The organism is Glutamicibacter uratoxydans (assembly GCF_006539925.1).
Classification (GTDB): domain Bacteria; phylum Actinomycetota; class Actinomycetes; order Actinomycetales; family Micrococcaceae; genus Glutamicibacter; species Glutamicibacter uratoxydans.
Window position 1 is genome coordinate 97,424 of record NZ_BJNY01000009.1, and the last position, 11,711, is coordinate 109,134.

The 11,711-nt window shown below is 61.3% G+C and carries 14 protein-coding genes; 10 read left to right on the forward strand and 4 right to left on the reverse strand.

Going from position 1 to position 11,711, the window contains the following annotated elements; all coding sequences use genetic code 11:
• Positions 1–15 precede the first annotated feature (15 nt).
• From pcaH to pcaC, 5 genes are read left to right on the forward strand one after another with little or no spacing between them, the layout of a single operon-like run.
• Positions 16–834, forward strand: coding sequence for a protocatechuate 3,4-dioxygenase subunit beta (gene pcaH / locus AUR04nite_RS09080; protein ID WP_141364170.1), 819 nt, complete (start codon positions 16–18; stop codon positions 832–834).
• Positions 835–1,413 carry a protocatechuate 3,4-dioxygenase subunit alpha gene (gene pcaG, locus AUR04nite_RS09085; RefSeq protein ID WP_141364172.1) on the forward strand — a complete coding sequence of 193 codons (579 nt, stop codon included), beginning with the start codon at positions 835–837 and terminating at the stop codon, positions 1,411–1,413.
• A gap of 9 nt (positions 1,414–1,422) precedes the next feature.
• Positions 1,423–2,829 (forward strand): lyase family protein, encoded by a 1,407-nt coding sequence (locus tag AUR04nite_RS09090; protein ID WP_141364174.1) that lies wholly within the window; start codon positions 1,423–1,425, stop codon positions 2,827–2,829.
• Positions 2,811–3,608 (forward strand): alpha/beta fold hydrolase, encoded by a 798-nt coding sequence (locus AUR04nite_RS09095; RefSeq protein ID WP_141364176.1) that lies wholly within the window; start codon positions 2,811–2,813, stop codon positions 3,606–3,608. Before AUR04nite_RS09090 ends, AUR04nite_RS09095 begins: the two co-directional genes overlap by 19 nt.
• Before the next feature lie 17 nt (positions 3,609–3,625).
• On the forward strand, positions 3,626–4,027 hold the full coding sequence (pcaC, locus tag AUR04nite_RS09100; protein WP_141364178.1) for a 4-carboxymuconolactone decarboxylase: 402 nt from the start codon (positions 3,626–3,628) through the stop codon (positions 4,025–4,027).
• On the opposite strand, the gene AUR04nite_RS09105 is transcribed toward pcaC, so the two are convergent.
• Together AUR04nite_RS09105 and AUR04nite_RS09110 are read right to left on the reverse strand one after the other, a co-directional pair.
• On the reverse strand, positions 4,024–4,821 hold the full coding sequence (locus AUR04nite_RS09105) for an aspartate dehydrogenase domain-containing protein (protein WP_141364180.1): 798 nt from the start codon (positions 4,819–4,821) through the stop codon (positions 4,024–4,026). The two genes, pcaC and AUR04nite_RS09105, sit on opposite strands and share 4 nt — an antisense overlap.
• 72 nt (positions 4,822–4,893) lie before the next feature.
• Positions 4,894–5,787: a LysR family transcriptional regulator gene (locus AUR04nite_RS09110; RefSeq protein WP_141364183.1), complete on the reverse strand. Its 894-nt coding sequence runs from the start codon at positions 5,785–5,787 to the stop codon at positions 4,894–4,896.
• A gap of 81 nt (positions 5,788–5,868) precedes the next feature.
• On the opposite strand from AUR04nite_RS09110, the gene AUR04nite_RS09115 reads away from it, so the two are divergent.
• Positions 5,869–7,086: an MFS transporter gene (locus tag AUR04nite_RS09115; protein ID WP_141364185.1), complete on the forward strand. Its 1,218-nt coding sequence runs from the start codon at positions 5,869–5,871 to the stop codon at positions 7,084–7,086.
• 96 nt (positions 7,087–7,182) lie between these two features.
• On the opposite strand, the gene AUR04nite_RS09120 is transcribed toward AUR04nite_RS09115, so the two are convergent.
• On the reverse strand, positions 7,183–8,313 hold the full coding sequence (locus AUR04nite_RS09120) for a hypothetical protein (RefSeq protein ID WP_141364187.1): 1,131 nt from the start codon (positions 8,311–8,313) through the stop codon (positions 7,183–7,185).
• A gap of 357 nt (positions 8,314–8,670) precedes the next feature.
• On the opposite strand from AUR04nite_RS09120, the gene AUR04nite_RS09125 reads away from it, so the two are divergent.
• Positions 8,671–9,645 (forward strand): D-2-hydroxyacid dehydrogenase family protein, encoded by a 975-nt coding sequence (locus tag AUR04nite_RS09125; RefSeq protein WP_141364189.1) that lies wholly within the window; start codon positions 8,671–8,673, stop codon positions 9,643–9,645.
• Here AUR04nite_RS09125 and AUR04nite_RS09130 read toward each other — a convergent pair.
• On the reverse strand, positions 9,635–10,282 hold the full coding sequence (locus AUR04nite_RS09130) for a phosphatase PAP2 family protein (protein ID WP_218024668.1): 648 nt from the start codon (positions 10,280–10,282) through the stop codon (positions 9,635–9,637). The genes AUR04nite_RS09125 and AUR04nite_RS09130 overlap by 11 nt on opposite strands.
• Before the next feature lie 143 nt (positions 10,283–10,425).
• Here AUR04nite_RS09130 and AUR04nite_RS09135 point away from each other — a divergent pair, with 143 nt between their 5' ends.
• Genes AUR04nite_RS09135 through AUR04nite_RS09145 form a run of 3 tightly spaced genes read left to right on the forward strand, consistent with a single transcriptional unit; the run spans position 10,426 to position 11,694 of the window.
• Positions 10,426–10,884 carry a 23S rRNA (pseudouridine(1915)-N(3))-methyltransferase RlmH gene (locus tag AUR04nite_RS09135; protein ID WP_141364193.1) on the forward strand — a complete coding sequence of 153 codons (459 nt, stop codon included), beginning with the start codon at positions 10,426–10,428 and terminating at the stop codon, positions 10,882–10,884.
• Positions 10,885–10,943: 59 nt separating this feature from the next.
• The gene (locus AUR04nite_RS09140) at positions 10,944–11,411 is read left to right on the forward strand and encodes a hypothetical protein (RefSeq protein ID WP_141364195.1); all 468 of its coding nucleotides are present in this window, start codon (positions 10,944–10,946) and stop codon (positions 11,409–11,411) included.
• Positions 11,395–11,694 (forward strand): transcriptional regulator, encoded by a 300-nt coding sequence (locus AUR04nite_RS09145; RefSeq protein ID WP_141364197.1) that lies wholly within the window; start codon positions 11,395–11,397, stop codon positions 11,692–11,694. Before AUR04nite_RS09140 ends, AUR04nite_RS09145 begins: the two co-directional genes overlap by 17 nt.
• The last annotated feature ends 17 nt before the right edge of the window (positions 11,695–11,711 follow it).

Consider the following 11,711-nt stretch of genomic DNA (forward strand, 5'->3'; position numbering starts at 1 on the left):
AAAGGAGCACCACCCATGAGCAACGAAGCATTCAACAACGCGCATGTTCTGGATCCGGCGGCATCTCAAGCCACCCAGGAGCAGATCACCGGTGAAATCACCGATATCCACGAGGCCTACCGCCAAGAGGTGCTGGCAGGCAAGAAAGCCGAAACCCAGCCGCGGGTGGACTTCGCCCCCTACCGTTCATCGCTGCTGCGCCACCCCACCAAGGACCTGCACCACACCGACCCGGAGACCATCGAGCTGCATTCCCCAGCCTTTGGCCAGAGGGACGTGCACGTACTCGAATCGGACCTGACCATCCAGCACAACGGCGAACCGATCGGCGAGCGCATCGTCGTGGCAGGCCGCGTGCTGGACGGCGACGGACGCCCGGTAGCCAACCAGCTGATCGAAATCTGGCAGGCTAACGCCGCCGGACGCTATGTGCACAAGCGCGACCAGCACCCGGCCCCGATCGACCCGAACTTCACCGGCGTGGGACGCGCCATCACCGGCCCGAACGGCGAATACTCCTTCACCACGATCAAGCCGGCCCCCTACCCGTGGAAGAACCACCACAACGCCTGGCGCCCGGCGCACATCCACTTCTCGCTGTTCGGCACCGACTTCACCCAGCGCATGATCACCCAGATGTACTTCCCGGGAGATCCGCTGTTTGCGCTGGACCCGATCTACCAGGCGATCACCGACCAAAAGGCGCGCGACGCTCTGGTCGCCACCTATGACCACAACCTGACAAGCCATGAATGGGCCACCGGCTACAACTGGGACATCGTGCTCACCGGGTCCAACCGCACCTGGATGGAGAACGAAGAGGAGGAGCACTAAATGAAGCAGGCACCTGAACTGAAGCTCACCCCTACCCCGGGGCAGACCATCGGCCCCTTCTACGGCTACGCGCTGCCCTTCGAGAAGGGCGGGGAGCTGGTTAACCAGGCCCACCCAGCGGCGGTGCGCCTTCACGGGGTGGTCTATGACGGCAACGGGGATGTCATCCCTGATTCGCTGCTTGAAATCTGGCAGGCCGACGAACACGGCAATGTGGTCTCGCGCGACGGCTCGCTGGTGCGCGACGGCTACACCTTCACCGGCTTCGGCCGCGTGCCGGTGGACAACGTCGGGCACTACACCTTCACCACTGTGAACCCCGGGCCCACTGAGGCGGGCAAGGCCCCGTTCATCATGCTGACCATCTTCGCCCGCGGCCTGCTCAACCGGCTGTTCACCCGCATCTACCTGCCGGAGGACACCGAGGCGCTGGCCAACGACCCGCTGCTGGCTTCCCTTCCGGAAGAGCGCAGGAAGACCCTGATCGCCACCCGTGAGGAAGACGGTTCGCTGCGCTTTGACGTGCACCTGCAGGGCGAGAAGGAAACCGTGTTCCTCTCCTACCCGCGCGAAAGCTAGGGTGAAGGCATGAGCGGTGTTGACTACGGGTTCCTGTCCCCCGTCTGGGCTGGCGGCACGTCGGCGCAGCTGGCCGGCGACGCGCAGTTTATCGAGGCGATGCTCGCCGTGGAGTTGGCATGGGTCCAGGTTCAGGCGGAGAACGGGCTGTGCTCCACGGAGGACTTCGGCGCGGTGCAGGCAGTGTGCGATATCCAACGCTATGACCTGAGCCAGCTTGCCGCCAAGACCCCCGACGGAGCCAACGCGCTGATCCCGCTGCTGGGCATGATGCGCTCCCTGCTGGCGGCCGACGGTGCCCCGGCGAGCGCCGGCACTGCCCTGCACCGCGGGGCTACCAGCCAGGACATCATCGACACCGCTCTCATGCTTTTGGCCACACGCAGCATGGATGCCATCTCCGCGCTGCTGCAGACCACTGCCCAGGGGCTGGCCCGGGTGGCCGCGGAGCACCGGGACACCGTGTGCATCGCCCGCTCGCTGACCCAGCATGCGCTGCCCACCACCTTCGGGTACAAGGCCGCCTGCTGGCTCACGGCCATCATGGCTGCGGCGAAACACCTTGACCAGGTCCGCGGCCAGCTGCCGCTGCAGTTCGGCGGAGCGGTAGGAACGCTGGCTTCCTTGGAGCAGCACCTTGCCTCACGCACCGAAACCGGCGCAACCACTGCCCAGCTCGCCAAGGAGCTTGCCGGACTGCTGAATCTGAAGAACCCATCCACCCCATGGCACAGCAACCGCCTGCCCATCCTCCAGGCAGGCTCCGCGCTGGGCTCAGCCATCGCCGCGCTGGGAACCTTCGGCGCCGATGTGCTCACCGCCTCCCGGCCGGAAATCGGGGAAATCACCGAACCCCGCGAGGCTGGCAAGGGCGGCAGCTCCGCCATGCCGCAGAAGCAGAACCCGGTGCACTCGGTGCTGCTGCGCAGCGCCGCGCTCAACGCCCCGGGGCACGTGGCAACCCTGTTCACCGCCGCCGGCACCGCGGTGGACGAACGCCCCGACGGCGCCTGGCACGCCGAATGGCCTGCCCTGCGCGAGCTGCTGCGCCTAGGCCTGGGCTCCAGCGAACACGCAGCCGTCCTGGCCACGGGAATGACCATCAATACCGAAGCGCTGACGCGCAACCTCAAGCTCGGCGGGGATGCAGTGCTCTCCGAACGTCTGGCCACGGTGCTGGCTCCAGTGATCGACGGCGGCAAGCCAGCCATCCAGAAGCTCGTGCTTGAATCCATCACCGAAGGCACCAGCCTGCGCCAATTGCTGCGCGCACAGCTCGATTCGCAGCAGGTCAGCGACGAACAGCTCACCGAGCTGCTGGATCCTGCCGGCTACCTTGGCTCGGCCCAGCGCTTCACCGACAACGTACTTGCCGAGTTCTCGGCGTGGAAGGAATCATGGCAGTCCCTGCGCTAACCCCATCCCTGCTGCACACCGATGCAGAGCTTCCAACACTGGTCCTCGGCCCCTCGCTGGGCACCGCTTCCTTGCAGCTATGGGGGCCCGCAGTCCCCTACCTCAAGGAGCACTTCCAGCTCATCGCCTGGGACCTTCCAGGACACGGAGAAAGCAAGGCCTCCACCGAAGAATTCAGCATGGGCGAGCTCGCCGACGGCGTGGTCGCCATGGTCGAGGCGCTGCAAACAGACGGCGTCATCAACGCCGCGCAGAAGCTCTACTACGCAGGCGTTTCCATCGGCGGAGCCACCGCCCTGCAGCTGGCCCACGACCACACTGGCACCTTCGCCGCACTGGCTCCCATCTGCACCGCCGCGAAAATCGGCACCCCCGAAGGCTGGATGGAACGCGCTGAACTGGTCGCCAAGGCCGGCACTCCCACCATGGTGGTCGGCTCCGCCCAGCGCTGGTTCGCCCCGGGATTCATCGAAAAGAACCCGGTCGTCTCCACCAACCTGCTGCATAACCTGCAGGATGCAGACCGATTCTCCTACGCCCATGCCTGCGGTGCGCTCGCCGGCTACGACCTGCGTGAAGACCTAGGCAGCATCAACGTCCCGCTGCTGGCCATCAACGGCGCGCAGGACCAGGTCTGCCCGCCGGCAGATGCACAGTTCGTTGCCGAGCATGCGCCGAATGCGCAGGCCGCCGTCATCGATACCGTGGCGCACCTTGCCCCGGCCGAAGACCCCACCGCCACCGCAGCACTTCTAGTAGATTTCTTCACCGCCCACTAGCAAAGGACTTTTGGACAATGACTGATTCCCAGCGCCATCCCGGAGATACCTATGATGCGGGCATGGAAGTACGCCGCGAGGTCCTTGGCAGCGAGCATGTAGACCGCGCCACCAGCACGTCGAATGACTTCACCGACGAGTTCCAGGAAATGATCACCCGCTATGCCTGGGGCACCATCTGGACCCGCGAAGGCCTGCCCCGCACCACCCGCAGCGCCATCACCCTTACCGCCATGATTGCCGGCGGCTACTGGGAAGAGCTTGAAATGCATGTGCACGCCGCTTTGCGCAATGGCATGACCCCCGATGAAATCAAAGAGGTCTTCCTGCAGAGCGCCATCTACTGCTCCGTACCTGCCGCCAATGTCGCCTTCAAGATCGGCAAGAAGGTGCTGGCCGAATACGAGGAACAGGCTTAGAGCCCGGACGAACGCACAGCTTGCCGCAGTGAGTGCAGCAAGGCCCAGGGAACGATACCGCTGGTGCGTGGATTGTTTTCCGAAGGATAGTTCTTGATGGTGAAGCTGTATTCACCGCTGGCGCCTCGGGCCCGGATCTGATGCTCGGTCAACACAGCTTGCGGGTCGCCCAGCAAGCGGACCGAGACAACGTCCCAGTCTTCCACTGCCAAGGCTACGGCCGCCGCAACATTCAGGGATTTGGGGAATTTCTGCGCAGCCTCGGCTGCGGTGCCTGCAAAAACTTCCATCGGTGCTTCAGCTGTTTCCAACTCGCGTCGTTGCACCTCATTCATCCATGGCTGGATGAGGGTTTGAGGAAGCTTCCGAGTGGTCACCTGGATTTCTTCGAATCCGCTGCCCATTTTCGCCCCGGCGCCGAGCAGGTCCAGGCCGCCAATGGCACCGGCGGTGAAAAGCAGCCGTCCTGGTCCTGCCTGGCGCAGCTTTGCTTCGAAGACTCGATCAGCCAAGGCACCCATCGAGCTGACCAGCAGGTCTACACCTGATTCGAGAACCTTCACCGCGTGCTCGCGCAATGCTTCCTGCCCAGCGCATTCAACAATGAGATCACAATGCTCGATCGCTTCATCGATGCTCAATTGCCGGTATGGAATGTCCGCGCGCTGATGCCTCACGACCACGCCGGCAAGCTCGGCTCCTGGGATTTTTCCCGCAGCGATCTGCTGCGCAACGACGGAACCAATGGCTCCACAGCCCAGGACGCCTACACGAAATTCGCTTCCGGAAGCCATGCCCAATCCCCTCCTCGAAGCTGCTGAACCACTACGCCAAGCTTAGGTGAATCACGAGGTATTCCGAAGCGACTAGGGTTTTTGAGCCTGCGCCTGTTCCAAGATGGTTTCCATCAGCACTTGTTCTGCCGCGGTGGCTGTGCGCATGGTCGAGCGAGCCAGCTGGATCTTCCATTGAAGCGGCACGGGAATACTCCAGATGCCTTCAGCCGAGCTCTGTTCCACTGTGGATGCTGGCAGGAACGCAACGCCTAATCCCTGCTGCACCAATTCCAAAGCAAAACCCAAAGAGGACACTTCTGTGCGCACACTGCGCTGCAGGCCAAGCGATGTGAAGGCGGCGTCAACGGTAGTGCGATTGCCCCAGCCCACAGGGAAGTCAATGTACTGCTCGTTTGCAAGCTCTTCCAGAGACACCCGCTTGCGCCCCCTGAGCCTATGCGCCTCGGGAATGACAAAAAGCATGGGCTCCGCATGTATCTGATGCAATTCAACGCCCGGAATCGTGGTTTCGTTGACTGAAAGCAGGGCCAGGTCCAAGGAACCGTCGAGCACCGCCGCCATCGAACTGCGCGTGCCCTGGACCGTCTGCCTCAGCTTGATGACGACTTCCGGGTATTCGCGGTGGATCTGTAGCAAGACCTGCGCCATATCCAAGGTGCCCAGATGAGATAAGGTTCCAAGTTCTACGGTTCCCCGGACCACTCCACGCACTGCGTCGACAGCGTCTCTCGCACTCTGAGTCCGGGCAATGATGGCCTGGGCGTGCGGCAGCAGCGCTTCCCCTGCAGGGGCAAGCCTGATCGTTCTCCCTTGCCGAATGAACAGCTCCGCCCCCAGGTCATGTTCCAGCTGTTTGATTCCAGCGGAGACGGCGGACTGCACCACGTGCAGGGACTGGGCGCCACGGGTAAAACTGAGCTCTTGAGCTACTGCAAGAAAATACTCAAGCTGGGTGAACTGCATAGAACAAGTATCATCAAAAGTGATGCTTTCTATCAAAAATCATCGTTGGATTTGATCATTTGATTCTCCGATACTGAATCCATGACCATCACTTCCGCACCATCGGCCCAGCAGGCCGATACCGCCCGTTTTACGCGCAGCTTCTGGATCGTTGCTTTTTCGTTCCTGACTTCCATGGCGTTCGCTACAGCGCCCGCCCCGCTCTATGTGATCTACCAAGAGCGCTCAAATTTCAGCGCATTCACCATCACTTTGATTTTTGCGGCTTATGCCTTGGGAGTGGTCGCCACGCTGTTCACAGTCGGGCACCTGTCTGACCGGGTGGGACGACGCAAGCTCATGCTTCCCTCAGTGGCATTGGTACTGGTTTCTGCTTTGATCTTCCTCTTCATTCCTACGCTGGCAGGCTTGCTGACCGCACGCTTCATTTCGGGGCTGGGCGTCGGAATGCTCACCGCGACGGCCACCGCCTATTTGATGGAACTGCATGTCAAAGCCAACCCGGGAACCGGCCTGCGCAAGGCAGAAATTACTGCGACGGCGGCGAATATTGGCGGCCTCGGAGTTGGGCCGCTGGTGTCCGGACTACTCGCCGAATATGCTCCTGCACCGTTGCAGCTTTCCTACGCGATCTTCACAATCCTGCTCCTGCTGGCATTGATGTTGCTCTTGAGCACCCCTGAAACCGTAGCTCCCGCGACCACCTGGAAGTACCGTCCGCAACGCGTCTCAGTGCCCCACCACGAGCGCGGAAGCATTGCCGCCGCCGCCATGATGGCCTTCGTTGCCTTTGCAATGTTTGGCCTGTTCACTTCGCTGGCGCCGGCGTTGATTCGCGGAACCTTGGGCATCAGCTCCCTGGCGGTTTCAGGCGCAGTTGCATTCCTTGTCTTCGCTTCGGCCGCACTGATGCAGGTCTTTTCTTCACGGTGGGCTTTGGCTACCCAGACACGTTGGGGTCTTTCGGCCCTAGCCATCGGATTAGTTCTTGTCACCGCCAGCATGCTACTTGCCTCGCTGCCGCTGCTGATCGTCGGCGGGCTCGTCGCAGGCTCCGGTTCGGGCATTGCGTTCAAGGCTGGCTTGGGAACTGCCATCCGCATCGCGCCGGCGGAACAGCGCGGAGAAGTCATTGCGGGTGTTTTCCTCGCAGGCTACTTGGGCATGTCAGTACCCGTCCTGTTGCTCGGTGCGCTGATGCTTTACATTTCCCTTGCGCCGGCAGTCCTGGCCTTCGGTTCGCTCATGCTCATCCTCTTGGCAGTAACAGCTGTCTTGGCGGCCCACAGCAGGCACTAGTTGCGCGGCCGGCTAAAACAGATACGTGAGGAGGTCTCGCATTCCTAGGCAACATCTGCGGATGATGTGGACTTTATGAAACGTGTGAAAAGTTGCTTACTCGCTAGCGGACGACTTCACCCACCTGTCGCAGCTTCCAGAGTCTTCGAGTTTCCAAGTTTGAAAATCGCCATGGCGTTTCACATCATCGGTAAACCAATAGGTTTCGTCTGGATTCCACCCGGCGATGAGGCTCGCAGCTTCATCGCTGACCTCCAGCAGTTCACCGGCAGCGGCTAAATACGCTGTCAGGCTCAAGTGCACCCCGTCGTAGTCTTCAGCCACCGCCTGCCAGTCAGGCTGGACCCAGCGCCCGTCGCGGCCCGTCGTCTCAAACCATGTTCCGCGGCGGCTGGCGCTGACTTCCGCCGGATACCGCAAGCAGAGATCGACCCAGTCTTCCGGCGCTTCAATGTGGAACACCGGCTTCACCAGCATTGGCTCAACACGCTGAACAGCCGCTTCCCGCCACCCGAATCCGTCTTCGACGCAGTAAAGCCCCACAGGTGCTTGATCATCAAAGGTTCCAAAACTGCGGAAAAGTCCTCCGGGAGGATTGGACCACCATTCGCCGCTCACCGCGTTTTTGACCGGCCCACGCAGATCTTCCTGGCTGCGGACTTCTGCTTCGTTGAGATCATGATTCCACTGGGAAAACTGTTCAGCCGCTGACACAAGTCCGGGATGCCATGTGTGTTCCGCACCCTCGCCGCGCCATTCGATCAGCCACTGGTTTTCCACCGCGGAGCGGTTCATCCACTCTTGCACAATTCCCGAATCTGAAACGTGGCGAGCAGCGGGCTCCAGCGCCTTGGTCAAAATTGGATCTGAGAAGAGCGTATCTTCGCCGTCTGGCGGCTGCCAGTACATGGCGTTGCCTACCGATTCATCGAGCGCTTCACGCAGTATGTGACTGGTCAGTTTAGGCAGCTCGACCTGGCCAACCAGCGCTGCAATGTTTTCCGGCTGCAATTCACTGGGCGGTTGCTCTGCGCTAACCCACGCCTCGTCCTCGGCTGATGAGCCAAACCGGGCAATACCATCGCCGCGGCGCTTCGCCACGCGGTACGCCGCGTCGAAAACCACCTGTCTCAGTTTCCAGATTTGTTCGCTCTCACCGGCCAGCAGCACATGCAGCAGAAACCTGCGTCCCCTGCGTCCAGAGATCAATGCTGTCGCTAAATCCATGGCAACCCCCATCTGTACAGTTCGAACGATCATACTTGTCCGGGCCCGGCTATACACTGTTTGCATGTCCAACTTCGAAGCTTCCCGAAGCCGACCCTGCCCACCCGGGCGGGGCGAGATTCGGGAAGGAATTAACATTGGCTCATTCACCTCATCGCAGGTTCAAGGGATGCACCCTCTGTAAGCCGCATCAGTGGCGCGGCCAGGGCAAAGCCCGCAGGGTCCCATTTCGCGTGAACCGCAGCATCGGCCGCAAGCGCCGCTGGACCAGGCGCGTAGAAGAAGACTAGAAAGATTGCTGGCGGCACCCAAAGCAACATGCTTTGGGTGCCGCCAGCTGCATGCCTAGGATGAACTATGCGCATTGCTCTGCTTGATGATTACCATGACATCGCCCGCTCGCTGGCCGACTTCGAGACCCTGGTTGAAGACCTCGACGCCGAACTGACGGTTTTCACCGACTACTTAGGCAGCGACGACGCAGCAGTGATCGATGCGCTGCAGCCTTTCGACGTCATCATTGCCATGCGCGAACGCACCCCGTTCCCCCGCCAGCGCCTTGAAGCCCTGCCCCAGCTGAAGCTGCTGGTCACCACCGGGCGGCGCAACGGATCCATCGATCTGGAGGCGGCCAAGGACCATGGCATCATCGTGAGCCACACCGGCTATCAGGCCGCCGATGCCGCCGAACATACCTGGGCGCTGATCCTCGCGGCGGCCCGCCGGCTGGACGTCGAGCTGTTCTCAGCCGCACGTCCGCTGGCCGATGAAAACCACTGGCAGAGCACCCTGGGCATGGGCCTGTCCGGCAAGACGCTGGGCATCTACGGGCTGGGAAACTTGGGATCCCGCGTAGCCAAGGTGGGCCTGGCCTTCGGAATGCGGGTCATCGCCTACAGCCAGAACCTCACCGCGGAGCGCGCCAAGGAAGTCGGCGTGGACAAGGTTTCCGAGCAGGAGCTCTTTGCCAGCAGCGACGTGCTGACTATCCACCTCAAGCTCTCCGAGCGCAGCACCGGCGTGGTGGGCGCCAAGCAGCTGTCGTGGATGAAGCCGGATGCCATCTTGGTCAATACCTCGCGCAGCAAGATCGTCCAGACCGATGCGCTGGTTAGCGCCCTGGAGAATGAACGCCTCTATCTTGCGGCCTTGGATGTCTTCGATGTGGAGCCGCTGCCTGCCTCAGACCGCATTGCACAGACCCGCGGCGTCATCGCCACCCCGCACATCGGCTATGTGACCGTGGAGCAGTTCCAGATCTTCTTCAACGATGCCGTGGCCGACATCCGCGCCTGGGCCAAGGGCAAGCCGGTGCGCGTGCTCAACCCATAGCAGTTGGCGGCACCTGCACGCCGCGCGGCCGGCGCCGCAGCGGTCTCGGGGCAAAGTAGTAGTGGGCGATCGCGACAATTGCCGCCCAGCCGGCGCCGATCAGCAGGCCCACGACAACGTCGGATACCCAGTGGTGCGCCATGTAGATGCGCGAGGCTCCCATCGCCAGCACAAAGAGCGCAGCCAGGCTGCCCAAAAGATAGGCATAGCGGCGAAGCCCGTAGACCACTGCGAGGTAGACGGCAATGCCGATCAGCGCGGCGGCATTCATGGTGTGGCCGCTGGGGAAGGAATACGAGCCCGGCGGCGCTGGGCCGCCGGGGACGCCAATGGGGCGCACCACATGCAGCGATGCCTTGAGCGTGATGGTGAGCAGCACGGATCCCGCGGCAGTCACCGCCACGGTGAGTAGCGGCCACAGGCTGCCTGCCACCCAGCAGAGCAGCGCACTGATGATCAGCATGGTGATCGTCATTCCAGGCGTGGATCCCCACCAGTAAAACGCTTGGGACACGCCCTGCCAAAAAGGATCCTGATGGGCAAGCACCCACCGGTTCACCGGCTGGTCGACGTCTTTGACCCAGCCTCCGATATGCAGCGACACCAGCATTCGACGGGTGAAGTAGAACAAAGCCACTATCAAGCCGAAAACAACCCACAGGGCCTGTTTGCCGCCCGTGGGCCTGTCGGGTCCAAAATACCAAGCAGATCGCATGTTCTCCATCGTAGTTCGCAGGCCGGGGAGTTATCTGCGCAAAAGCTATGCGGGAGAATAGGAACATGACGATCAAGGTACTGGCAGTTGGCAAGAAGCACGAGTCATGGGTAGACGAGGGAATCTCCCGCTACGAGAAGCGCCTGAAGAAGCCTTTCGACCTCTCCTGGCAGCTTCTTTCCCACTCTTCCAGGGAAAACGACGCCGCCCGCACCGAGGAATCTGCACGCATCCTCGGCAAGATCGACGACCGCGATTTCGTGGTACTGCTTGACGAACGGGGCAAGAACGTCGATTCGCCGACGCTTGCCAACACCTTGCGCACACCCATTGATTCTTCGCGCAATGTGGTGATCATCATCGGCGGAGCCTACGGCGTCGACCCGACGGTCCATGCCCGCGCCAACTTCACCTGGTCCCTGTCCAAGCTTGTTTTTCCGCACCAGCTGGTCCGGCTGATCCTCACCGAACAGCTCTACCGGGCCCAGGACATCCTCGCCGGCGGCAAGTACCACCACGTTTAAGCACCCTTGACTTTCCATTATGGAAAGACAAGACTTTCCGTAACGGAAAGTGAGGGAGAATGAGCCAGCAAGAACCAACGACCCCGACTAAGCACGATGCCGCTCAGATGCTTGCCGAAGCGCAGACTGCCTCCGAGAAGATGATTCGAAGCAGCGACTCTCCACGCGGTTTCACCACGTGCGCGGTGCTTCTGATCAGCGCACTGACAAGCATCAACGGCCTCGTTCAAGATCAGCTTCTGTATTCGCTGTTCGCATTGTTCATTCCGCTGCTTATTTGGCTTGCCTTCTTTCTGCGCAAACGCGCCAAGCAGCGGCCGATGCCAGGCAACTCCACAGCTTTTGGCTGCTATCTGCTAGTCATCATTCTTGCCACCATGTTCCTGCGGATGTGGGAGGCATCCACCTGGCTCGAAGCCGCTGGAAAGATGGTTGTCTGCTGCGCAGTCCTCGGATTCCTGGCCCATAAGATGCGCACTTCGATAACGCTGGAACGCGTTGAGGATGGCAATGGACAAACCCGCTGAACCTCGCTTTGACGCACTGATCCATGCTCCGCTGCGGCTGCGGATCTGTGCCAGCTTGGCGCCGGTCCAATGGGCAGAGTTCGCACACCTCAAAGAGAACTTGGATGTCGCCGATTCGGTGTTGAGCAAGCACCTGAAGCAGCTCACTGACGCCGGATACGTGGAGATAGAACGCTTCGCCAAGTTGGGCCGCAGCCATGTTCGCGTGTCATTGACCGCGAACGGGCGCACTGCCTACGTGCAGCATGTTGCAGCGCTGCGCGAAATCACGGGAGCCAGGTAGCAACCACTGTCGGATCA